Annotated in this window: 20 protein-coding genes; 13 read left to right on the top strand and 7 right to left on the bottom strand. The window is 65.9% G+C overall.

Features of this window, described 5'->3' with window-relative positions; genetic code table 11:
• Window positions 1–215: 215 nt before the first annotated feature.
• The 6 genes from LO55_RS03005 (at window position 216) to LO55_RS02980 (ending at window position 6,478) form a co-directional block, all read left to right on the top strand.
• Window positions 216–698, top strand: coding sequence for an MSMEG_0572/Sll0783 family nitrogen starvation response protein (locus tag LO55_RS03005; RefSeq protein ID WP_005667995.1), 483 nt, complete (start codon window positions 216–218; stop codon window positions 696–698).
• A 22-nt stretch (window positions 699–720) separates the two neighbouring features.
• A complete protein-coding gene (locus LO55_RS03000; RefSeq protein ID WP_071360394.1) occupies window positions 721–1,713 on the top strand; it encodes a Nit6803 family nitrilase in 993 nt (330 codons plus the stop codon).
• Window positions 1,710–2,813: an MSMEG_0568 family radical SAM protein gene (locus LO55_RS02995; protein WP_177185497.1), complete on the top strand. Its 1,104-nt coding sequence runs from the start codon at window positions 1,710–1,712 to the stop codon at window positions 2,811–2,813. The genes LO55_RS03000 and LO55_RS02995 overlap by 4 nt, the downstream gene beginning before the upstream one ends.
• Entirely contained in the window at window positions 2,810–3,799 is a 990-nt protein-coding gene (locus LO55_RS02990; RefSeq protein ID WP_071360393.1) for a sll0787 family AIR synthase-like protein, read from the top strand. The genes LO55_RS02995 and LO55_RS02990 overlap by 4 nt, the downstream gene beginning before the upstream one ends.
• Window positions 3,792–4,079: an MSMEG_0570 family nitrogen starvation response protein gene (locus LO55_RS02985; RefSeq protein WP_071360392.1), complete on the top strand. Its 288-nt coding sequence runs from the start codon at window positions 3,792–3,794 to the stop codon at window positions 4,077–4,079. The genes LO55_RS02990 and LO55_RS02985 overlap by 8 nt, the downstream gene beginning before the upstream one ends.
• A gap of 83 nt (window positions 4,080–4,162) precedes the next feature.
• Window positions 4,163–6,478, top strand: a complete 2,316-nt coding sequence (locus LO55_RS02980; RefSeq protein WP_071360391.1) for a UvrD-helicase domain-containing protein — start codon at window positions 4,163–4,165, stop codon at window positions 6,476–6,478.
• A gap of 60 nt (window positions 6,479–6,538) precedes the next feature.
• Here LO55_RS02980 and LO55_RS02975 read toward each other — a convergent pair whose 3' ends face one another.
• The 3 genes from LO55_RS02975 to LO55_RS02965 form a co-directional block, all read right to left on the bottom strand.
• Complete coding sequence (locus LO55_RS02975; RefSeq protein ID WP_071360390.1) at window positions 6,539–7,318, bottom strand: BPSS1780 family membrane protein; 780 nt, start codon at window positions 7,316–7,318, stop codon at window positions 6,539–6,541.
• Complete coding sequence (locus LO55_RS02970; RefSeq protein ID WP_071360389.1) at window positions 7,319–8,287, bottom strand: homoserine kinase; 969 nt, start codon at window positions 8,285–8,287, stop codon at window positions 7,319–7,321.
• Between the two features lie 61 nt (window positions 8,288–8,348).
• On the bottom strand, window positions 8,349–8,852 hold the full coding sequence (locus LO55_RS02965; RefSeq protein ID WP_071363669.1) for a hypothetical protein: 504 nt from the start codon (window positions 8,850–8,852) through the stop codon (window positions 8,349–8,351).
• Window positions 8,853–9,051: 199 nt separating this feature from the next.
• Here LO55_RS02965 and polA point away from each other — a divergent pair, with 199 nt between their 5' ends.
• Together polA and LO55_RS02955 are read left to right on the top strand one after the other, a co-directional pair.
• Window positions 9,052–11,823 (top strand): DNA polymerase I, encoded by a 2,772-nt coding sequence (gene polA / locus LO55_RS02960; protein ID WP_071360388.1) that lies wholly within the window; start codon window positions 9,052–9,054, stop codon window positions 11,821–11,823.
• Window positions 11,824–11,889: 66 nt separating this feature from the next.
• Window positions 11,890–12,168 carry a glutathione S-transferase N-terminal domain-containing protein gene (locus LO55_RS02955; protein WP_083415136.1) on the top strand — a complete coding sequence of 93 codons (279 nt, stop codon included), beginning with the start codon at window positions 11,890–11,892 and terminating at the stop codon, window positions 12,166–12,168.
• 12 nt (window positions 12,169–12,180) lie between these two features.
• On the opposite strand, the gene LO55_RS02950 is transcribed toward LO55_RS02955, so the two are convergent.
• Window positions 12,181–13,014 carry a serine hydrolase domain-containing protein gene (locus LO55_RS02950; protein ID WP_229410035.1) on the bottom strand — a complete coding sequence of 278 codons (834 nt, stop codon included), beginning with the start codon at window positions 13,012–13,014 and terminating at the stop codon, window positions 12,181–12,183.
• 90 nt (window positions 13,015–13,104) lie between these two features.
• Here LO55_RS02950 and LO55_RS02945 point away from each other — a divergent pair, with 90 nt between their 5' ends.
• The gene (locus LO55_RS02945) at window positions 13,105–13,989 is read left to right on the top strand and encodes a dienelactone hydrolase family protein (RefSeq protein ID WP_071360386.1); all 885 of its coding nucleotides are present in this window, start codon (window positions 13,105–13,107) and stop codon (window positions 13,987–13,989) included.
• Window positions 13,990–14,152: 163 nt separating this feature from the next.
• A complete protein-coding gene (locus tag LO55_RS02940) occupies window positions 14,153–14,887 on the top strand; it encodes a ZIP family metal transporter (RefSeq protein WP_071360385.1) in 735 nt (244 codons plus the stop codon).
• Between the two features lie 36 nt (window positions 14,888–14,923).
• On the opposite strand, the gene LO55_RS02935 is transcribed toward LO55_RS02940, so the two are convergent.
• From LO55_RS02935 to LO55_RS02925, 3 genes are all read right to left on the bottom strand, one after another.
• Window positions 14,924–15,778, bottom strand: coding sequence for a sulfurtransferase (locus LO55_RS02935; protein WP_071360384.1), 855 nt, complete (start codon window positions 15,776–15,778; stop codon window positions 14,924–14,926).
• Between the two features lie 16 nt (window positions 15,779–15,794).
• The gene (locus LO55_RS27420) at window positions 15,795–16,715 is read right to left on the bottom strand and encodes a DMT family transporter (RefSeq protein ID WP_071360383.1); all 921 of its coding nucleotides are present in this window, start codon (window positions 16,713–16,715) and stop codon (window positions 15,795–15,797) included.
• A gap of 83 nt (window positions 16,716–16,798) precedes the next feature.
• Complete coding sequence (locus tag LO55_RS02925) at window positions 16,799–17,899, bottom strand: aromatic ring-hydroxylating oxygenase subunit alpha (protein WP_071360382.1); 1,101 nt, start codon at window positions 17,897–17,899, stop codon at window positions 16,799–16,801.
• Between the two features lie 367 nt (window positions 17,900–18,266).
• Here LO55_RS02925 and LO55_RS02920 point away from each other — a divergent pair, with 367 nt between their 5' ends.
• From LO55_RS02920 to dxs, 3 genes are read left to right on the top strand one after another with little or no spacing between them, the layout of a single operon-like run.
• Window positions 18,267–18,521: an exodeoxyribonuclease VII small subunit gene (locus LO55_RS02920; RefSeq protein ID WP_040777212.1), complete on the top strand. Its 255-nt coding sequence runs from the start codon at window positions 18,267–18,269 to the stop codon at window positions 18,519–18,521.
• Window positions 18,518–19,417 (top strand): polyprenyl synthetase family protein, encoded by a 900-nt coding sequence (locus LO55_RS02915; RefSeq protein WP_071360381.1) that lies wholly within the window; start codon window positions 18,518–18,520, stop codon window positions 19,415–19,417. The genes LO55_RS02920 and LO55_RS02915 overlap by 4 nt, the downstream gene beginning before the upstream one ends.
• On the top strand, window positions 19,418–21,292 hold the full coding sequence (gene dxs, locus LO55_RS02910) for a 1-deoxy-D-xylulose-5-phosphate synthase (RefSeq protein ID WP_071360380.1): 1,875 nt from the start codon (window positions 19,418–19,420) through the stop codon (window positions 21,290–21,292). It begins immediately after the preceding gene.
• Window positions 21,293–21,346: the final 54 nt, after the last annotated feature.

Here is a 21,346-nt window from a genome sequence, read left to right as displayed (position 1 = left end):
TTCGCTTCGATCCTGCCGCCGCCATTGACTGGACGGTTTGACCGGATCGCCATCGCGCACCGCGCCCGCATGCCTCTTGGACGCCGGCTTGAATGGAAAACGCTCCATTCAATGCCTGCTCGTTGCGACATTGACTGGCACGGAGCATGCAATCAATCCTCCTGTGCGGACCGCGTTTTTCCGCACCAATTCAACCACTAGACAGGAGCACTACCATGCCAGCAGTTACCCAAGCCAAGCACCAGAAAGGCGACTTCTTCGTGGACTACGAGGAGAAGGTGTTCGAGGACGTCAAGGCGAAGCCGGGCGAGAAAGCGCTGGTAACCTTCCACACGGTGGCCTATGAAGGCTCGATCGGTTTCGTCAACATGCTGCAGGCCACCCGCCTGCAGCGCAAGGGGTACGAAACCTCGATCCTGATGTACGGGCCGGGCGTCACCCTGGGCATCCAGCGCGGCTTCCCGACCATCGGCGACGAAGCCTTCCCCGGCCACCAGAACTACAGCAAGCAGCTCACCAAATTCATGGAAGAGGGCGGCAAGGTCTATGCCTGCCGCTTCGCGCTGCAGGCGCTGTACGGCCATGGTGAGCCGGCGCTGATCGAAGGCATCCGCCCCATCAGCCCGCTCGACGTGCTCGACCTGAAGCTGCTGCACCTGCGCGACAACGCGGTCGTCATCGATACCTGGACCCTGTAGTCAGCGACAGGAGGGCGGCACCATGAACCAAGCGAACAGGGTGGTCAGGGCGGCGGCGGTGCAGATCGCACCATGCCTGGACAGCGCCGACGGCACCGTCGCCAAGGTCTGCGACGCCATCGCCGAGGCCGCGTCGCGGGGCGCGCAACTGGCGGTGTTCCCGGAGACCTTCGTGCCCTACTATCCCTATTTCTCCTTCATCCGGCCGCCCTTCGAGCAAGGTCCCGAGCACTTGCTGCTGTACGAGCGCGCGGTGGCGGTGCCGGGTCCGGTGACCCACGCCGTCGGCGCCGCGGCGCGGCGCCACGGCATCGTCGTGGTGCTCGGCGTGAACGAGCGCGACCACGGCTCGCTGTACAACACCCAGCTGGTGTTCGACGCCGACGGCGAGTTGATCCTCAAGCGGCGCAAGATCACGCCGACCTACCACGAGCGCATGGTGTGGGGCCAGGGCGACGCCAGCGGCCTGAAGGTGGTGGACAGCGCGGTCGGCCGCCTCGGCGCGCTGGCCTGCTGGGAACACTACAACCCGCTGGCGCGCTACGCGCTGATGGCGCAGCACGAGGAAATCCATGCCGCCCAGTTCCCTGGCTCGATGGTGGGGCAAATCTTCGCCGACCAGATGGAAGTGACCATCCGCCACCATGCCCTGGAATCTGGCTGCTTCGTCGTGAACGCCACCGGCTGGCTCACCGACGCCCAGGTCGAGGCGATCACGCCGGACCCGGAGCGCCGCAAGGCGCTGCGCGGCGGCTGCTTCACCGCCATCGTCTCGCCCGAAGGCAAGCTGCTGGCCGAGCCGCTGCGCAGCGGCGAAGGCATGGTCGTGGCCGACCTGGACCTGGCCCTGATCACGAAACGCAAGCGCATGATGGATTCGGTGGGCCACTACGCGCGGCCCGAACTCCTGAGCCTCATGATCGATCCGCGCCAGACGTCTCCCATGCAATCGCAGGTCCAGGCGATGGCGACGCGCGGCGCGGAACCTTCTTCCCAACCACTGGAGCAGCCATGAACCCCATGAACCAGCAGTTGATTGCGGAGCTGCAGTCGGTCGGACTGCGGCTGGGCGACACCAGCATCGGCGCGCCGAGCCGGCGCGGCGGCGCCGGCCCGACCGACCACAAGGCGGTCACGATCGACGGCCACACGGTGATGATCCCGGTGCACACGGCGGGCGCCTGGAGCTCGCCCTATGTCGCCGCGCCGCGCGCCGACGGCTCGACGCGCATCGTGCGCGACGGGATCGAGCTGGCTGTGGTGTCCTTCCCGCGCCAGCCGCGCTTCTACAAGCTGCAGACCTACGACGGCGTGCCGTACTCCAAGATCGCCACCCTGCACGGCGCCGACGTGCTGGCGACCACGGTCCTGCAAAGCTGCATCCGATACGAAAGCCGGCGCAAGGCTTGCCAGTTCTGCGCGATCGGCCAGTCGCTGGCGGCCGGCCGCACGATCCTGCGCAAGACGCCGGAACAGCTGGCCGAGGTGGCGCGCGCCGCGGTGCTGCTCGACGGCGTGAAGCACATGGTCATGACCACCGGCACCCCCAACGCCACCGATCGTGGCGCGCAGATCCTGTGCGAGAGCGCGTTCGCGGTCAAGGCGGCGGTCGACCTGCCGATCCAGGGCCAGTGCGAGCCGCCCGACGACGACGCGTGGTTCCGGCGCATGCGCGATGCCGGCGTCGATTCACTGGGCATGCACCTGGAAGCCGTGACGCCGACGGTGCGCGCGCGCATCATGCCGGGCAAGGCGAGCGTGCCGCTCGAGCGCTATTTCAGCGCCTTCGAGGCGGCGGTCGCGGTGTTCGGCGCGGGCCAGGTGAGCACCTACATCCTGGCCGGGCTGGGCGACACGCCGGAGGCGATCCTCGCCATGAGCGAGCGCCTGGTGGACATGGGCGTGTATCCCTTCGTGGTGCCGTTCGTGCCCGTCACCGGCACCCCGCTCGAAGACCATCCGGCGCCCGACGCCGCCTTCATGCGCGCCGTCCTGGCGCCGCTGGCCGGGATCCTCGAGCGCGGCAATCTGCGCGCGGCCGACATCAAGGCGGGTTGCGGACGCTGCGGCGCCTGCTCGACACTGTCCACCTACGAAAAGCGGCCGGCGGCATGAGCGACTCCACACTGGAAGCGTTGGCCGCATCCCTGCGCGCGAGTCCCGGCTTCGCGCACAAGCGCGACATCGAGGGCGTGCTGCCGGCCCTGCGCGGGGCCGCGCCCAGCGGCGTCGCCATCGGCGACGATTGCGCGGCGATCCCCGACGGCGACGGCTACCTGCTGTTCGCGATCGAAGGCTTCCTGAACGAATTCGTCGAGCGCGAACCCTGGTTCGCCGGCTATTGCGGCGTGATGGTCAACGTGAGCGACATCTATGCCATGGGCGGACGGCCCACCGCCGTCGTGGATGCGCTGTGGAGCCGCGGCGGCGAGGCGGCCACCCCGGTGCTGGAGGGGCTGGCGGCGGCCTCCCTCGCGTATGGCGTTCCCATCGTCGGCGGTCACAGCAACCGGCGCACCGACCGCGAACAGCTGTCGGTCGCCATCATCGGCCGCGCGCGCCGCCTGCTGACCAGCTTCGATGCGCGACCAGGCCAGCACCTGGTCGCCGCGATCGACCTGCGCGGCCGCTTCCAGGAGCCGTATGCCTACTGGAACGCGAGCCTCGGCGCGCCGCCGGAGCGCTTGCGCGCCGACCTCGAGCTCCTGCCGGCGCTGGCCGAGGACGGCCTGGCGGCGGCGGCCAAGGACATCAGCATGGCGGGCGTGGTCGGGACGGCGCTGATGCTGCTCGAATGCTCCGGCATCGGCGCCGTCATCGACGTCGACCTGGTGCCGCGCCCGGACGGCGTCGACCTGGCGCGCTGGCTGGGCGTCTTCCCCAGCTATGGCTTCCTGCTCAGCGTCGCCGACGCGCACCTGGACGCCGTGCTGGCGCGCTTCGCGGCGCGCGGCATCGCCTGCGCCGCGATCGGCCGCACGGAACCTGGCAGCGCCGTCACGCTGCGGCGCGGCGCCGAACGGGTCACGCTGTGGGATTTCGAACGGGAAGCCTTCATCGGCTGCGGTGAAGAACGCGATAGGGGAGCAAACCATGCCTGAAGTACGTTTTCTGGTCCGCTGGCCGGATGCCAGCACCGACGACTGCTATTCGCCGTCGACGGCCATCAAGGAACACCTGGACGCCGGCACGCCGTATGCGCTGGCCGAGTTCGTGGCGCGTAGCCGCCGCGGGCTGGGCGCCGCCAGTGAGCGGGTGCGCGCCAAATATGGTTTCGCCTGCTCGTCGGCCATGGACCAGCTGGCGCGCATCGAGACGAAGGCCGCAGCTTTCGAGGGCGATGGCGACGCGGTCGTGCGGGTCGAGCGGTTTTCACCTTGAGCGCGCCCTGAGCGCAGCCGGCAAACGTTGCGGCGGCGCGAACTGGATGGGCATACAGTAAATCGCGGCGGTATAATGGCCGGATGCAGACCCTTCTTCACAACCTCAATCCCGAACAACTTGCCGCGGTTACACTGCCTTCGCAGAGCGCGCTGATCCTTGCCGGCGCCGGTTCCGGCAAGACGCGCGTGCTGACCACGCGCATTGCCTGGCTGATCCAGACCAACCAGGTGTCGCCGGCCGGCATCATGGCGGTGACGTTCACGAACAAGGCGGCGAAGGAGATGCTCACGCGTTTGTCGGCCATGCTGCCGATTAATACGCGCGGCATGTGGATCGGCACCTTCCACGGCCTGTGCAACCGGCTGCTGCGCACGCACTACCGCGACGCCGCGCTGCCGCAGACTTTCCAGATCCTCGACTCGCAAGACCAGCTGTCGCTGATCAAGCGCATGCTCAAGGCGCACAACGTCGACGACGAGAAGTATCCGGCCAAGAACCTGATGTACTTCATCAACAACGCCAAGGACCAGGGCCTGCGCGCCTCGCAGGTCGAGGCGTATGACCCGATCGAGCGCCGCATGGTCGAGTTGTATGAGTTGTACGATCAGCAATGCCAGCGCGAAGGCGTGGTCGATTTCGCCGAGCTGCTGCTGCGTTCTTATGAACTGCTGGCGCGCAATGGCCCGCTGCGCCATCACTACCAGATGCGTTTCCGCCACATCCTGGTCGACGAGTTCCAGGATACCAATGACCTGCAATACAACCTGCTGAAATTGCTGGCGGGGCAGGGCGAGACCGGCGGCGGCGCCATCTTCGCCGTCGGCGACGACGACCAGAGCATCTATGCCTTCCGCGGCGCCAACGTCGGCAATATGTCGGCCTTCGAGCGCGACTACCAGGTCAAGAACCTGATCAAGCTGGAGCAGAACTACCGCTCGCACGGCCACATCCTCGACAGCGCCAACTACCTGATCGCCAATAACACCAAGCGTCTGGGCAAGAACCTGCGCACGGATGCGGGCCAGGGCGAGCCGGTGCGCGTGTACGAGGCGTCGTCCGACCTCGAAGAAGCGCAGTGGATCATCGAAGAAGCGAAAAGCCTCATGAACGAGGGCATGCCGCGCAACGAGATCGCGATCCTGTATCGCAGCAATGCCCAGAGCCGGGTGATCGAGCACGCGCTGTTCGCCGCCGGCCTGCCCTACACCGTGTACGGCGGCCTGCGCTACTTCCAGCGCGCCGAGGTCAAGCACGCCATCGCCTACCTGCAGCTGATGGACAATCCGCACAACGATTCGGCTTTCCTGCGCGTGGTGAACTTCCCCACCCGCGGCATCGGCGCGCGCTCGATCGAGCAGCTGCAGATGGCGGCCGACAGCTACGGCATCTCGCTGTACGCGGCCGTGCCCTATATGTCCGGCAAGGCCGGCACGTCGCTGGGCGCCTTCGTCAAATTGATCGAAGGCGCGCGTTTCGAGACCCAGCAATTGCCGCTGCCCGAGCTGGTGCGCGTGGTGCTCGAGCGCAGCACCCTGCTCACGCATTACGCCAACGAGAAAGAAGGCGCCGACCGCATCGAGAACCTGGAGCAGATGGTCAACGCCGCGACCCAGTTCGTGCAGGAAGAAGGCTTCGGCATCGGCGCGCCGGCCCACCTCGGCCCGCCATCCCAGGCCCAGGCCGGCGAGGCGGTGGTCTACCAGGACGGCATCGAGGTCATCGACGGCGGCGCGCCGCTGCCGACCGTGATGTCGCCCTTGTCCGCCTTCCTGTCGCATGCTTCGCTCGAGGCGGGCGACGCCCAGGCCCAGGCCGGGCAAGAGGCATTGCAGCTGATGACGGTGCACTCGGCCAAGGGCCTGGAATTCGATGCGGTGTTCATCACCGGCCTCGAAGAAGGCCTGTTCCCGCACGAGAGCAGCGCGCGCGAAGCCGAGGGTGTGGACGAAGAACGGCGCCTGATGTACGTGGCGATCACGCGCGCGCGCCGGCGCCTGTACATGAGCTTTACCCAGCAGCGCATGCTGCACGGCCAGACCCGCTTCAACATGAAGTCGCGCTTCTTCGACGAGTTGCCCGAAGAAGCGCTCAAGTGGCTGTCGCCGCGCGTGCAGACCGCCTGGTTCGCTGGCCGCAAGCAGACGACGGCCTGGGACGACGCCAAGTTCCGCGAAGGCGGCAGCGACAACAAGATCGCGCAGCAGATCACGCAAAAGTCGGGCAATGGCACCGGCTGGCGCGTGGGTGAATCGGTGTCGCACGCCAAGTTCGGCGAGGGCGTGATCGTCAATATCGAAGGCGGCGCCGGCGCGGCGCGGGCCCAGATCAATTTCGGTTCGGCCGGGATGAAGGTGCTGGACCTGTCGATCGCGAAGCTGGAGAAGATCGGCCGCTGAAACGATATATGGGGTTGACGGCGCAGCCGCCAACCCCATATCAACCCATCATTTAACCCATCATTTCTCGAGGCTGACCTTGTCGGCCGGCGCCGTATCCGGCTTGCCGAAGATCTCCCGATACCCCGCATACATCGCGCACTGCAGCAGCAGGATGAACAGGAAGATCACCCACATGATCACCACCCGCGCGAGATTGTTCCCGCCCAGCAGCATGGCGATCACCATGCACACCGCGAAGAAGATCGCGAACCAGGCCAGCAGCAGCACCAGGAACACGCCGGCGCTGCGCTTGACGGCAAAGAAGCTGTAGAACACGGCCTTGAACGGCGGCATTTTTTGCCAGTAGGTGAGCGGGGCGGCGAAGCACAGCGAAATCAGCGCCGCGACGTCGACCGCGAAGATCAGGAACATCGCCAGCACGTCCGATCCGGCCAGCACGGCCGGGGTGCCGGTCGTGCCCTGGGCGCGGACCTGCTCCCAGAACGTCGCATCGACGGCGAAACGGGTGATCAGCGCCAGCACCAGCGACACGCCCAGGTAGACCACGCCGACCTTGCACAATTCGCGGAATACCGGCTTGCGGAATCCTGTCAAGAGCACCGCGGGCGAGACGCGCTGGCCGCTCTCGATCAGCGAGCAAGCCATCATGAAGGCCATCGAGAACGAGGGAATCAAGACCACCGCCACCATTGGTCCCAGCAGCGGCACGGCGCTGATCAGGATGCTGATGAGGATGTTGGCGAACAACAGCGTGGTCAGGGCCGCGGGTTGTTGACGGAACAGGCTGGCGCCGCGTTTGAGCCAGATCCAGCCGGTGATAGCAGGCAAATTGTTCATTTAGGGCAAATTCGGCGCCGGGCAAGCGATGCGCTCGCGCAGGATGCGTTCGAAATGGGTCGGATCGTGCGGCGTCAACAGCTCGGCCGCACGGGGAAGATGCAGATCATACAGGCGCGACAGCCAGAAGCGAAGCGCGCCGGCGCGCAGCATCGGCTGCCAGGCGGCGCGTTCGTCGTCGGTGAATGGCCGCACCGCATGGTAGGCGTCCAGCAGCGCCCGGACCCGGGCTGCGTCGAGAACGCCCGTCGCCAGGTCGACGCACCAGTCGTTGACGGTCACGGCGACGTCGTACAGCCAGGTGTCGACGCCGGCAAAATAAAAGTCGAAGCAGCCGCTCAGGCGCTCGCCCTCGAACATCACGTTGTTGCGGAACAGGTCGGCGTGGACGGGGCCGCGCGTCAGATTCGCGTAGGTGGCGCCGGCGGCGAATTCACTTTGGAAGGCCACTTCGCTGCGCAGCAGCGCGGCTTCGGCTTCACTCAGATAAGGCAGGACGGCCGGCGCGGTCTCCACCCACCAGTCCAGTCCACGCAGATTGGGCTGATGCAGGGCGAAATCCTGGGCCGCCAGGTGCATGCGCGCCAGCATGCGGCCTACTTCGGCGCAGTGCACCGGCTGCGGGGCGAGCTGGGAGCTGCCTTGCAGGCGGCTGACGATGATCGCCGGCTTGCCGTGCAGCGCAACCACCAGTTCGCCGTCCGTGTTCGGCACCGGCGCCGGCACCGGAATGCCGCGATCGGCCAGGTGGGCCATCAGCTTGACGTAGAAGGGGAGCTGGTCGAAGCGCAGGTTCTCGAAGATGGTCAGCACATACTGGCCAGACTGTGGACCATGAGCTGTATTCAAGAAAAAATTACTGTTGTCGATGCCGGATGAAATGCCTTCGAGCCCGACGGCCTGGCCGAGCGGGTACTGCTTGATCCACTGGTGAAGGTCATCCAGCGAGACCGCGGTAAATACTGCCATGTGCTAACAAAAGAGAAGGTGAGAACCCGCCGCCGCGACACAAGCGCCGCGGCTGGTGGGGTCATTGTTTGGTGGTCGGCTCCAGCGCGGGCGGCGGCGGCACGTCGGCGCGGGCGGGCACGCCCGGACGCGCGGGGGCCGACGCGACCGGCTGATCGGCTGTGTCCTGCTTCTTGGGATTGCCAAAGTCGAATTCCATCACCGTCCATTGTGGGGCACGGATGTTGTTGCTGGTGGCATCGCCGGGTTGGGCGTTACCTGGTGCAACGTTGGGCTTCATGGTGTAGCGGCTCGGGCCGCTTTCTACCTCGACCTGGGTGACCGTGCCGTCGTTGCTGCGGCGCTCCGTGATCTTGGTGCGCTGGCGCGGCGGAATCGTGGTCGCCGGCGTGTCGCTGCCCGGCTCGATGCGTTCGAGTTCGGGCGGCGCATCGCTGGGCCGCTGCTGGTTCTGCGGCGGCGTCGGCGTCGGTTGCGTCGGGGGCAACGCCGACTGCTGGGCCGCGGCCGAGCCGGCGAGCAGGCAAAGCGTCAGGAGGGCGAAGCGGGATGTCGAGCGCAGCATGATGGTCACCTAATGTCGTTTAGTCCATTGTAGCAAACAGCGTCCCTGCCCAGTGAAAAGTGTGCCAAAACCTTATGTTTACAGAGGGACAAGTGCCTTGAAGCTCAGGCGCGGCTGCTGATGCGGATTCTGCGATAATGGCGCTTACCCTGGCGCCACCGATGGCGCCGCCTGCCGAACTCCTGAATGTCGCCCCCCTATGGACAATACCCTGCTGCTCGTTGACGGTTCCAGTTATCTTTATCGCGCCTACCACGCGCTGCCCGACCTGCGCAGCCCGGACGGCTTCCCGACCGGCGCCATGCACGGCATGGTCAATATGCTGCGCCGCCTGCGCGCCGACTTTCCGGCCGCCTACATCGCCTGCGTCTTCGATGCCAAGGGCAAGACCTTCCGCGACGACCTGTATCCCGAATACAAGGCAACGCGCGCCTCGATGCCGGAAGACCTGGGCAAGCAGATCGAACCGATCCACGAAGTGGTGCGCTACATGGGCTGGCCGATCCTGATGGTGGATGGCGTCGAAGCGGACGACGTGATCGGCACCCTGGCGGTGCAGGCCACCGCGCGCGGCATGAAGACCGTGGTCTCGACCGGCGACAAGGACCTGGCCCAGCTGGTCAACGACAAGGTCATGCTGATCAATACCATGACCAACGAACGCATGGACGAGGCCGGCGTGCTGGCCAAGTTCGGCGTGGCGCCGAACCGCATCATCGACTACCTGACCCTGATCGGCGACACCGTCGACAACGTGCCGGGCGTGGCCAAGTGCGGCCCCAAGACGGCCGTCAAGTGGCTCACCCTGCACGGCTCGCTGGACGGCGTGATCGAGAACGCGGCCAGCATCGGCGGCGCCGTCGGCGCCAACCTGCAGGCGGCCCTCGAGTGGCTGCCGAAGGGACGCGAACTGATCACCGTCAAGACCGACTGCGACCTGGTCAAGCACGTGATCTCGTTCGAAGAGTCGCTGGTCGGCCGTCCGGAAGACGCCGAGGCGCTGCGCGACTTTTTCCAGCGCTATGGTTTCAAGACCATGCTGCGCGACCTGGGCGGCGCCAAGCCGGGCGACGGCAGCGTGCGTCCGGCCGCCGGCAGTGCGCCGGGGGGCGGACCGCTGAACTCGCCGGAAGGCGCGGCGACCCTGGCCGGCATGCCGGTCATCAAAGGTGAATACGAAACGATCCTGACCGACGAGCAGCTCGACAAATGGCTGGCGCTGGTCGACGCGGCCGAGCTGACCTCGGTCGACACCGAAACCACCTCGCTCGACCCGATGGCGGCCGAGATGGTCGGCATCTCGCTGTCGGTCGAGGTGGGCAAGGGCGCCTACATCCCGGTGGCGCACCGCTACGCCGGCGCGCCGGACCAGCTGTCGCGCGAGCACGTGCTGGAAAAAATGCGCGGCTGGCTCGAGAATCCAGCCAAGCCGAAGGTGGGCCAGAACCTCAAGTACGATATGCACATCTTCGCCAACCATGGCGTGACCTTGAAGGGCATCGTGCACGACACGCTGCTGCAATCGTATGTGTTCGAGTCGCACAAGCCGCACGATATGGACACGATGGCGATGCGCCACCTCGGCTACACCACGATTCCCTACGTGGACGTGTGCGGCAAGGGCGCCAAGCAGATCTGCTTCGACCAGGTCGAGCTGGCGCGCGCCACCGAGTACGCCGGCGAGGATTCGGACATCACCCTGCGCCTGCACCAGAGCATGCTGCCGGAAGTCGAGAAGGACAAGGGCCTCGCCTACATCTACCGCGAGATCGAGATGCCGACCATGGAAGTGCTGCACAAGATCGAGCGCAACGGCGTGCTGATCGACAGCGCGCTGCTCGACGTGCAATCGGGCGAGCTGGGCAAGCGCATGATGGAACTGGAGCAGCAGGCCTATGAGGCGGCCGGCGGCCCGTTCAACCTGGGTTCGCCGAAACAGATCGGCGAGATCTTCTTCGGCAAGCTTGGCCTGCCGGTGATCAAGAAGACCGCCACCGGCGCGCCGTCGACCGACGAAGAGGTGCTGCAAAAGCTGGCCGAGGATTATCCGCTGCCGAAGATCCTGCTCGAGCACCGCGGCATGTCGAAGCTGAAGTCGACCTATACCGACAAGCTGCCGAAGATGGTCAACCCGAACACCGGCCGCGTGCACACGAACTACGCGCAGGCGGTGGCGATCACCGGCCGTCTGTCGTCGAACGAGCCGAACCTGCAGAACATCCCGGTGCGTAACGCCGAAGGCCGCCGCATCCGCGAAGCCTTCATCGCCGCCCCGGGCCACGTGATCGTCTCGGCCGACTATTCGCAGATCGAGCTGCGCATCATGGCGCACATCTCGGGCGACGCGGCGATGCTGAAAGCGTTCGCCGACGGCGAGGACATCCACCGCGCCACCGCCGCCGAGATCTTCGGCATCCCGCCGGCCGACGTGCAGAGCGAGCAGCGCCGTTACGCCAAGGTGATCAACTTCGGCCTGATCTATGGCATGAGCGCCTTCGGCCTGGCCCAGAACCTGGGCATCGAGCGTTCGGCCGCCTCGAGCTACATCGACCGCTATTTCGCGCGCTTCTCGGGCGTGAAGCAGTACATGGACAACACGCGCCTGGAAGCGAAGGCGCGCGGCTACGTCGAGACCGTGTTCGGCCGCCGCCTGTGGCTGCCCGAGATCAATTCGCCGAACGGCCCGCGCCGCGCCGGCGCCGAACGCGCGGCGATCAATGCGCCGATGCAGGGCACGGCGGCCGACCTGATCAAGCTGGCGATGATCGCGGTGCAGGGCTGGATCGAGAACGAGAAGCTGGGCACCCGCATGATCATGCAGGTGCACGATGAACTGGTGCTCGAGGTGCCGGAAGCCGAGCTGGAACTGGTGCGGGTCAAGCTGCCGGAGCTGATGGCGGGTGTGGCCAAGCTCGACGTGCCGCTGCTGGCCGAGACCGGTGTCGGCAAGAATTGGGAGGAGGCGCACTGATAGCGTACTGATGTAGCGACGCGGCCAGGCGCCTGCACATCGTCCATGGAGGACTCTTGAAACTCTATATGCGAGCATTGCCCTTTCTGCAGCCGCGCGCGGCTGGCCCTGGGTCTGAAGAATCTGCCCTTCGAGATCATCGTCGTCATGGAAGACGATGCCGAGACGCCCACGCGCCTGGTCGGCAAGAAGGCCGTGCCGATCCTCGGCGACGTCAAGCTGTGGCCGATTCTGCGTTCGCTGAGCATCGTCGACGGGCTACAGTTCCCGCCGGCGGTGTGCAGCTATATGGAACGGCTCGCGGTCGACGGCAAGATGCCGCTGCTGTTCGACCAGGCCAGGTAGGCGCCGTTCCGATCAATGTTGATCAAGGGCGGCAGCCACGATCTTTTCCATATCGGATTGCGCCGCCTCGCAGTTCGCCAGCTGGATGACCGACATGCGGTGGGCCGGTATCCTGAGGATCAGCGTGTCGAATCCCCACAGGCCGCCGCTGTGGAATACGACGTCATGGCCTGCGCGCTGGGTCACCTCCAGCCCGAAGCGGTAAGCCGGCACCGAACCGTCCAGCAAGGGCGAAGCCTGCAGCATCGCGCGCAACAGACTCGCTGGATCGGCCCATTGGCGATGCCATTCTTTTTCCCAGCGTAGCAGTTCATTGACGCTCGCGTAGACGCCGCCATCTCCAACCGTGTTGGCATTGCCCAGGTGCTGCTTGTAGCCGAAGGGACGCGCGCGATCGGCTTCATAGCTGAAGACCCGGTGTTCGATGATACTGAAGCGGTCCTCGTCGAACGCGATGCGCCGCATCCCCAGCGGATCGAACAGCTTTTCTCGCGCATAGCGGCCGAGCGACCTGCCGCTCAGGCGCTCCACCAGGGCGGCAAGCAGGATGTAGTTGCTATTGCTGTAGCGGTATCCGGTCGACGTGGGGAAGGCGACGGTGTCGAGACGAGCGATCACCTGCAGGATCATCCGGTTGTCGAAATAGTCGGCCTCGTGGCGCGACAACTGGGATTCGATGAACTGGAAATAGTCCGGGATACCGCTGCTGTGATTGAGCAGGCTGCGCAGCGGGAAGGGTTGTTCGAACTTCGCCAGTTCCGGCAAGTGGATGCAGACGTCGTCATCGAGCCCGATGGCGCCCGCGCGCACCAGCGACAGCACGCAGGCGGCGGGCGCTGGGAGCATTCGCCGTGCCCATCCGTGCCGCGCGTGCAGTCGCCGCAAGCGATGCTAAACTGGCAAGCCTGTCCAACTCTGACCAGAAAGGGGATGTCCATGAAAGATCTCGTCAACGATGCCCACAGCCTGCTGGGCGCCAGCGCCTACGACGACGGCGTGAAGCGGCGCGATTTCCTGAAGGCGGCCGTCGGCACCGGTTTCGCCGCGGCCGCGCTGCCGGTGGTCGCGCAGACCCGGATCCAGACCGATGCCGAAGGCCTCGACGCGGCCGACAGCATCCTGGTCATCGAGGGCCAGGACGTGCCCGTTTACCGCGCCCAGCCGCGCGGCAAGACCAATGTCCCGGTCATCCTGGTGGTGTCCGAGATCTTCGGGGTGCATGAGCACATCAAGGACGTGGCGCGCCGCTTCGCCAAGCAGGGCTATATGGCGATCGCGCCCGACCTGTTCGTGCGCCAGGGCGACGCGACCAAGGTCGAGGCCATTCCGGACCTGATCAAGAACATCGTCTCCAAAACGCCGGACGCGCAAGTCATGTCCGACCTCGACACCGTGGTGGCCTGGGCCAAGCAGCGTGGCGGCGACACCACCAAACTGGGGATCACCGGTTTCTGCTGGGGCGGACGCATCACCTGGCTGTACGCGGCGCACAACCTGGACGTCAAGGCGGGCGTGGCCTGGTATGGCCGCCTGGTGGGCGAGGCGACCCCGAACACGCCGAAACACCCGATCGACGTGGCCCAGAACCTCAAGGTGCCGGTGCTGGGCCTGTACGGCGGCAAGGACGGCGGCATCCCGCTGGACACGGTCAAGCGCATGCAGGCCGCCCTGGACAAGGGCAACAGCCGCTCGACGATCCACGTGTATCCGGACGCCGACCACGCATTCCACGCCGACTACCGCCCGACCTACAACGAGGCTGACGCCAAGGATGGCTGGAACCGCGCGCTGGCGTGGTTCCGCAAGCACGGCGTCGCCTGACGGGCGACGGCCCGCGAGCCTGCCGCTTTGGGCGGGCTCTTGGACGAGCGCGGGCCGGGAGCGGTACAATGCCCGGTTTGCGGATCGTCGCAAGAACAGAACAAGAGGCTTTCAAATCGACCCGCTTATCGACCCGACCCTGAGTTCCATCCTGCTGGCGACCGTGATCGCCGGCGTCGTCAGCATTTCCGGGGCTGCGCTTTTCTCGTTCGCCCTGCTGTCGAAAGTGGTCGAAAAGATGGTCAGCCTGTCGGTCGGCATCATGCTGGCGACGTCGCTGCTGCACGCGCTGCCGGAAGCGTTCGAATCGGGCGCCGACATCAAGAGCCTGTTCGCCACCCTGCTGGCGGGCCTGCTGGCGTTCTTCTTGCTGGAAAAGGTGGCGCTGCTGCGCCATTCGCACCACCACGAGGGCGACGGACACCACCACGCCCACGGCCATGACGCGCGCGAGGCCGGCAAGTCGGGCTGGATGATCCTGCTCGGCGACGGCATGCACAACTTCACCGACGGCATCCTGATCGCGGCGGCCTTCCTGGCCGACCCGGAAGTGGGCATCGTGACCGCGCTGGCCATCGTCGCCCACGAAATCCCGCAAGAGATCGGCGACTTCATCGTGCTGCTCAACGCCGGCTTCTCGCGCCTGCGCGCCTACGTGTTCAACCTGCTGTGCAGCCTGCTGGCGGTGGCGGGCGGCCTGCTGGGCTACTTCACGCTGGACCAGGCCAGCGGCCTGATTCCCTACGTGCTGGTGTTCGCCTCGTCGGGCTTCATCTATATCGCGGTGAGCGACCTGATGCCGCAGATGCAGCGCCGGGCAACCCTGAAGGAATCGGTGCCGCAGGTGTTGCTGATCGCCCTCGGGGTGGCGATCGTGGTGGCGCTGCACGCCTTCTAAAGAAAAAGGGCTTCGCGAAGAAGCCCTTTTTTTCGTTCAATCCGCGCCTTTCGCGACCGGCCGCGAGGCGTCGCCCACCCACTCGCTCCACGATCCCGGATACAGGCTGGCGCCCGGCATGCCCGCCACTTCCAGCGCCAGCAGGTTGTGGCAGGCGGTCACGCCCGATCCGCACTGCATGATGGCGCGCTGCGGATCGTCGACCAGGGCGCCGAACTCCGCGCGCAGGTCTTCCGGGGCCTTGAAGCGGCCGTCGGCCTGCAGGTTGTCCTTGAAGAAGCGATTCCTGGCGCCCGGGATGTGGCCGCCCACCGGGTCGATCGTTTCGTTCTCGCCGCGGAAGCGGTCGGCCGCGCGGGCGTCGATCACGATGCGCTGGCCGCTTTCCAGGTTGTCCATCACCTCGCGCACCGTCACGGTCGGCACGAAGGGCGCGCGCACGCTCAGGCTGCCGCGCGGCCTGGCGGGCGTCTCGGTCGACAAGGGCTGGCCCAGCGCCTGCCAGGCCCCCATGCCGCCGTCGAGCACCGCCACCGCCTCGTGGCCCAGCCAGCGCAGCAGCCACCACAGGCGCGCCGCGAACATGCCGCCGTGGGCGTCGTAGGCGACCACCTGCGTGTCGTCATCGATGCCGAACGCCTGCAGGGCTTGCGCCAGCGCTTCCTTCTCCGGCAGCGGATGGCGGCCGAGGAACACGCCGTCAGGCCCGCGCTTGGCGCCCGACAGCACGGTCTCGATGTCGGCGAACACCGCGTTCGGCAGGTGGCCGGCGGCATAGCCTTCGCGCCCGGCGGCGAGGTTCACCAGGTCGTGGCGGCAGTCCACCACGACCCATGTCGGGTCGTCGATATGAGGGGCCAGCTGGCTGGCCGAAATCAGGGTCTTGAACATGGCGTTAAGTCTCCTTCTACGATTCGCTGACCACGGGGTCCTGGTCCTTGACGACGGCGCCGCGCGCCGTCTTGCGGGTATTGTAGAACGTCGCGGCCAGTCCTGAGAGCAGGATCACGCCGATGCCCAGCCACACATGCCAGTCGAAGGCGTCGCCCCACAGGATCAGGCCCCACAGGGTGGAAAACACGATGCCGGTGTACTGCAGGTTGGCCACCACCAGCACCTTGCCCACGCGGTAGGCGCGGGTCATGCACATCTGGGCGATCAGGGCGGCGCTGCCGATTCCCAGCAGCAGCACGAAGCCGTAGGCCGTGTGCGCATGGAACAGGGCGCCTTGCGGGCCGTCGCCGGCCAGGGTGGCGACGAGGCCGACCAGGGTCGTGGTCAGCGAGAAGTAGAACACCACGCGGTATTCCGGTTCGCCCAGTTGGCCGAGCTTGCGCACCTGCATATAGGCCATGGCCGAGATCATCGACGAGCACACGCCGGCCAGGCCGCCCAGCCACTGGTTGCTCTCGACCGCCGGCTGCAGCACCATGGTCACGCCGAAGAAGCTGGAGGCGATCGCTACCACCAGCGGCCACTCGGCATGCTTGGTCTTGGTCCACCAGCCCATGACGAACATCCCGGCCGCGATCCAGATCGGCGCCATGTAGTTGAGCGTCATCGCGGTGGCCAGCGGCAGGCGGCCGATCGCGAAGAACCACAGCCACAGCGAGGTCACGCCGACCAGGCTGCGCCACAGGTGGGCCTTGCCGAAATCCGTCTTGAAGGTGCCGCCCTGGCGGCGCACCATGAACAGCAGGATGAGGGTGCCGATCAGGCCCCGGTACATCAGGAGTTCGGAGGTGGAATAGAACTCGGAAGCCAGCTTCACGCCCGCGCCCATGGCGGCGAACGCGAAGCTGGCGTACAACATCCAGAGGGAAGCCATCGGATTTCCAGTGAAGGACCGTGCGGCATTGGCGCCGCGCGGTCCGGGCGCCGGGGTGCGGCGCCGGTTTTACGACTTGAAGGTTAGAATGTGATCCTGCTGCGATACCACTCATGGAAGTGCTGCATGCCGTCTTCCATGGGCGACTGGTACGGACCGACCTCGTTGACGCCGCGCGCCAGCAGGATCTTGCGGCCGGCATCCATGCGCAGGCCGATCTCGTCGTCCTCGACCGCCGTTTCCATATAGGCGGCGCGCTCGGCCTCGACGAATTCGCGCTCGAACAGCACGATCTCTTCGGGGTAGTAGAACTCGACCACGTTGCGGGTCTTCTGCGGGCCGTCCGGCCACAGGGTCGACACCACCAGCACGTTCGGATACCACTCGACCATGATGTTCGGGTACAGCGTCAGCCAGATCGCGCCGTACTTCGGCGGCTGGCCGTTGTTGAACTTCAGCACCTGCTCCTGCCAGCGTTTATAGGCCGGCGAGCCGGCCTTCTGCAGCGCGCGGTTCACGCCCACGGTCTGCACGCTGTAGTCGCTGCCGAATTCCCATTTCAGGTCGTCGCACGAGACGAAGTTGCCCAGGCCCGGGTGGAACGGCTCGACGTGGTAATCCTCCAGGTAGACCTCGATGAAGGTCTTCCAGTTGTAGTCGCACTCGTGGATCTCGACGTGGTCGAACATATAGCCCGAGAAGTCGAGGTCCTTCGTCACCGACAGCTTGCCGAGCTTTTCCATCACGTTGTAGCCGTTCTGTTCGAACAGCAGGCCGTTCCAGTTCTGCAGCGGGGTTTTCGACAGGTTCAGGCACGGCGTGTCCGCGAAATGCGGTGCGCCGATCAATTCGCCCTTCAGGTCATAGGTCCAGCGGTGCAGCGGGCACACGATGTTCTTCGCATTGCCGCGGCCATTGAACATCAGCGCCTGGCGGTGGCGGCAGACGTTGGAAAGCACTTCGATGCCGCCCGCGTTACGCACCAGCATGCGGCCTTCGTGTTCGGAGGCGAGCGTCGCGAAGTCCCCGGTTTCCGGCACCATCAATTCATGGCCGATGTAGCGCGGGCCATTGTGGAACAGTTGCTGCATCTCGCGCTTGAGGAGCGCGTCGTCAAAATAAACATTTACCGGAAGCTGTGCGTTCGAGCGCGCCAGCTTGGCGTGGGTAGCCAGATCGGACATCCCAACCCCCCTTTAAGGTAGCTTCCAAAGAAGAGAAAGAATCCAAAGACCAGTATTTAAGTAGAGGAATACGGTATTTCGGACAGAACCGGAGATTATACTGCGTAACAGGCTCTACCGTCTTGGGCCGGCGCGAGATTGTGGTGCGCGGCGCTTGATGTGTTGCCGATGAGGCATGGTTTTCATATTGGAAAAGGGGCAGGGAGGGGACAAATAAAGGGCGTCGGCCGGATTCATGACGCACCTGCCAGTTGTGAATGCTGCAATGTGCGCCCCCCGTGGGGTGGGATTGATCTAAAATACGCGATTGGACTGACCCACGGCGCACAACTGGGCGCCTTCACGAAACCGACTTATGGCAAAGAATATGACAGCGGACAGCGCGCCGGCAGCAGCCGCGGCGCCTCCGCAATCCTTCGAGCAGGCGATGGCCGAACTGGCCCAGCTCGTGACACAGATGGAATCCGGCGCCTTGCCGCTGGAAGCCTCGGTCGCGGCCTATGCGCGCGGCTCCGAACTGGTCAAGTATTGCGCCGCCCAGCTCGAAAAAGTCGAGTCCCAGGTCAAGGTGCTCGAGGGCGACATGCTCAAGCCATTCAGCGACGACGAGGTCACGCAATGACGGTGCAGGATTTCAGCGCCTGGACCCGCGACGTCCAGGCCAGGGTCGAGGAAGCGCTCGACGCCTTCCTGCCGCCCGCCGACCAGGTGCCTCACAAGCTGCACGAGGCGATGCGCTACACCACGCTCGGCGGCGGCAAGCGCGTGCGCCCGCTGCTGGCGTATGCCGCCGGCGCGCTGTTCGACGCCGACCCCGCGGCGCTGGCCCGGGTCGCGAGCGCGGTCGAGATGATTCACGTGTATTCGCTGGTGCACGACGACATGCCGTGCATGGACGACGACGCCCTGCGCCGCGGCAAGCCGACGGTGCACGTGGCCTATGACGAAGCGACCGCGCTGCTGGTCGGCGACACCCTGCAGGCGCACGCCTTCGAGGTGGTGGCCAGCCTTGATGCCGCGGCGGTGCCGCCGGCGCGCCAGTTGACGATGGTGCGCCTGCTGGCGCAGGCCGCCGGCTCGAACGGGATGTGCGGCGGCCAGGCGATCGACCTCGATAGCGTCGGCCTGTCGCTCACCCGCGAACAGCTCGAGCGCATGCACCAATTGAAGACCGGCGCCATGCTGCGCGTGTCGGTGCTGCTCGGCGCGCTCGCCGGGCGCGACCTGGCAACGCACGAACTCGAAGCGCTGGATGCGTATTCCGCCGCTGTAGGCCTGGCGTTCCAGGTGGTCGACGACGTGCTCGACGCCACCGCCGATTCGGCCACGCTGGGCAAGACCGCCGGCAAGGACGCGGCCGACAACAAACCGACCTATGTGTCGATCCTCGGCCTGGAGCCATCGCGCGCGCTGGCCGAACAACTGCGGCGTGACGCGCACGAAGCGCTGGCGCCATTTGGAGACAAAGCACAGCGTCTGCGCGAACTGGCAGACCTGATCGTGCAGCGGAAGGCCTAAATGAACCTGCTAGAAAAAATCAACGACCCATCCGACCTGCGCAAGCTGCCGCGCACTCAGCTCACCCCGCTGGCGCACGAGCTGCGCCAGTTCCTGCTCGAGTCGGTGTCCAAGACCGGCGGCCACCTGTCGTCCAACCTGGGCACGGTGGAGCTGACGATCGCGCTGCACTACGTGTACGACACGCCGCGCGACCGCATCGTGTGGGACGTCGGCCACCAGACCTATTCGCACAAGATTCTCACCGGCCGCCGCGGCCGCATGCCCACCTTGCGCCAGCTGAACGGCCTGTCGGGCTTCCCGAAGCGCGACGAGAGCGAGTACGACACCTTCGGCACCGCCCACTCGTCGACCTCGATCTCGGCGGCGCTGGGCATGGCCACCGCGGCCAAGATCAAGGGCGAGGACCGCCATGCGATCGCCGTCATCGGCGACGGCTCCATGACCGCCGGCATGGCGTTCGAGGCGCTGAATAACGCGGGCGTCGAGGACGACGTCAACCTGCTGGTCATCCTGAACGACAACGACATGTCGATCTCGCCGCCGGTCGGCGCCCTGAACCGCTACCTGGCGCGCCTGCTGTCGGGCCAGTTCTACGCCGCCGCCAAGAACGTGGGCAAGAGCGTGCTGCCGGCGCCGGTGCTGGATCTCGCGCGCAAGCTCGAAGAACACGCCAAGGGCATGGTGGTCCCGGCCACGATGTTCGAGGAGTTCGGCTTCAATTACATCGGCCCGATCGACGGCCACGACCTCGATTCGCTGATCCCGACGCTGGAAAACATCAAGAAGCTCAAGGGCCCGCAATTCCTGCACGTGGTGACCAAGAAGGGCCAGGGCTACAAGCTGGCCGAGGCCGAGCCGATCCTGTACCACGGCACCGGCAAGTTCAACCACCTCGAGGGCATCAAGCCGTCCACCGCCCCGAGCAAGATCACGTATACCGAGGTATTCGGCAACTGGTTGTGCGACATGGCCGCCGCCGATAAGCGCCTGGTCGGCATCACGCCGGCCATGCGCGAAGGCTCGGGCATGGTGCGCTTCCACCAGGAGTACCCGCAGCGCTACTTCGACGTCGGCATCGCCGAGCAGCACTCGGTGACCTTCGGCGCCGGCATCGCCACCGAGGGCCTCAAGCCGGTGGTCGCGATCTATTCGACCTTCCTGCAGCGCGCCTACGACCAGCTGATCCACGACGTGGCGCTGCAGAACCTGGACGTGACCTTCGCGCTGGACCGCGCGGGCCTGGTGGGCGCCGACGGCGCGACCCACGCCGGCAACTACGACCTGGCCTACCTGCGCTGCATCCCGAACATGGTCGTGATGGCCGCGTCGGACGAGAACGAGTGCCGCCAGATGCTGACCACCGCCTACCACTATCCCGGCCCGGCCGCGGTGCGCTATCCGCGCGGCGCCGGCGTCGGCGCCCAGATCGCCGAGGCCTTGAGCTCGATCGAGATCGGCAAGGGCGAGGTGCGCCGCACCGGCAAGGGCGTCGCGATCCTGGCCTTCGGCTCGATGGTGGCGCCGAGCCTCAAGGCGGGCGACGAACTCGATGCGACCGTGGCCAATATGCGCTTCGTGAAGCCGCTCGACGTCGAACTGGTCAAGCGCCTGGCGCAAGAGCACGACTTCCTGGTGACGGTGGAAGAGGGCTGCATCATGGGCGGCGCCGGCGCCGCCGTGATGGAAGCGCTGGCCGCCGCCGGCATCGCCAAGCCGGTGCTGAACCTGGGCCTGCCCGACAACTTCATCGACCAGGGCGATCCGCAAGCGCTGCTGGCGTCGGTGGGCCTGGATGCCAAGGGCATCGCAGCGTCGATCCGCGCGCGCCTGGTGGCGCAAGGCGAGCCGCGGCTGGTCGTGAATAACGGCTGATTGCGCGATACGCGTAGGCACGAAAGAAAAACCGCTTTCCGTAGAAAGCGGTTT

It is taken from the genome of Massilia timonae (genome assembly GCF_001866515.1).
GTDB lineage: Bacteria > Pseudomonadota > Gammaproteobacteria > Burkholderiales > Burkholderiaceae_D > Telluria > Telluria timonae.
This window is presented reverse-complemented; position numbering and strand designations above follow the sequence as displayed.

Excerpts from the sequence above, each read along its gene's own strand:
- LO55_RS02920 (WP_040777212.1), top strand. The coding sequence starts at position 18,267 with ATGACAGCGGACAGCGCGCCGGCAGCAGCCGCGGCGCCTCCGCAATCC.
- LO55_RS02935 (WP_071360384.1), bottom strand. The coding sequence starts at position 15,778 with ATGTTCAAGACCCTGATTTCGGCCAGCCAGCTGGCCCCTCATATCGAC.
- dxs (WP_071360380.1), top strand. The coding sequence starts at position 19,418 with ATGAACCTGCTAGAAAAAATCAACGACCCATCCGACCTGCGCAAGCTG.
- LO55_RS02975 (WP_071360390.1), bottom strand. The coding sequence starts at position 7,318 with ATGAACAATTTGCCTGCTATCACCGGCTGGATCTGGCTCAAACGCGGC.
- polA (WP_071360388.1), top strand. The coding sequence starts at position 9,052 with ATGGACAATACCCTGCTGCTCGTTGACGGTTCCAGTTATCTTTATCGC.
- LO55_RS02965 (WP_071363669.1), bottom strand. The coding sequence starts at position 8,852 with ATGCTGCGCTCGACATCCCGCTTCGCCCTCCTGACGCTTTGCCTGCTC.
- LO55_RS02925 (WP_071360382.1), bottom strand. The coding sequence starts at position 17,899 with ATGTCCGATCTGGCTACCCACGCCAAGCTGGCGCGCTCGAACGCACAG.
- LO55_RS02985 (WP_071360392.1), top strand. The coding sequence starts at position 3,792 with ATGCCTGAAGTACGTTTTCTGGTCCGCTGGCCGGATGCCAGCACCGAC.
- LO55_RS02945 (WP_071360386.1), top strand. The coding sequence starts at position 13,105 with ATGAAAGATCTCGTCAACGATGCCCACAGCCTGCTGGGCGCCAGCGCC.
- LO55_RS03005 (WP_005667995.1), top strand. The coding sequence starts at position 216 with ATGCCAGCAGTTACCCAAGCCAAGCACCAGAAAGGCGACTTCTTCGTG.
- LO55_RS03000 (WP_071360394.1), top strand. The coding sequence starts at position 721 with ATGAACCAAGCGAACAGGGTGGTCAGGGCGGCGGCGGTGCAGATCGCA.
- LO55_RS27420 (WP_071360383.1), bottom strand. The coding sequence starts at position 16,715 with ATGGCTTCCCTCTGGATGTTGTACGCCAGCTTCGCGTTCGCCGCCATG.
- LO55_RS02980 (WP_071360391.1), top strand. The coding sequence starts at position 4,163 with ATGCAGACCCTTCTTCACAACCTCAATCCCGAACAACTTGCCGCGGTT.
- LO55_RS02990 (WP_071360393.1), top strand. The coding sequence starts at position 2,810 with ATGAGCGACTCCACACTGGAAGCGTTGGCCGCATCCCTGCGCGCGAGT.
- LO55_RS02950 (WP_229410035.1), bottom strand. The coding sequence starts at position 13,014 with ATGCTCCCAGCGCCCGCCGCCTGCGTGCTGTCGCTGGTGCGCGCGGGC.
- LO55_RS02995 (WP_177185497.1), top strand. The coding sequence starts at position 1,710 with ATGAACCCCATGAACCAGCAGTTGATTGCGGAGCTGCAGTCGGTCGGA.
- LO55_RS02970 (WP_071360389.1), bottom strand. The coding sequence starts at position 8,287 with ATGGCAGTATTTACCGCGGTCTCGCTGGATGACCTTCACCAGTGGATC.
- LO55_RS02915 (WP_071360381.1), top strand. The coding sequence starts at position 18,518 with ATGACGGTGCAGGATTTCAGCGCCTGGACCCGCGACGTCCAGGCCAGG.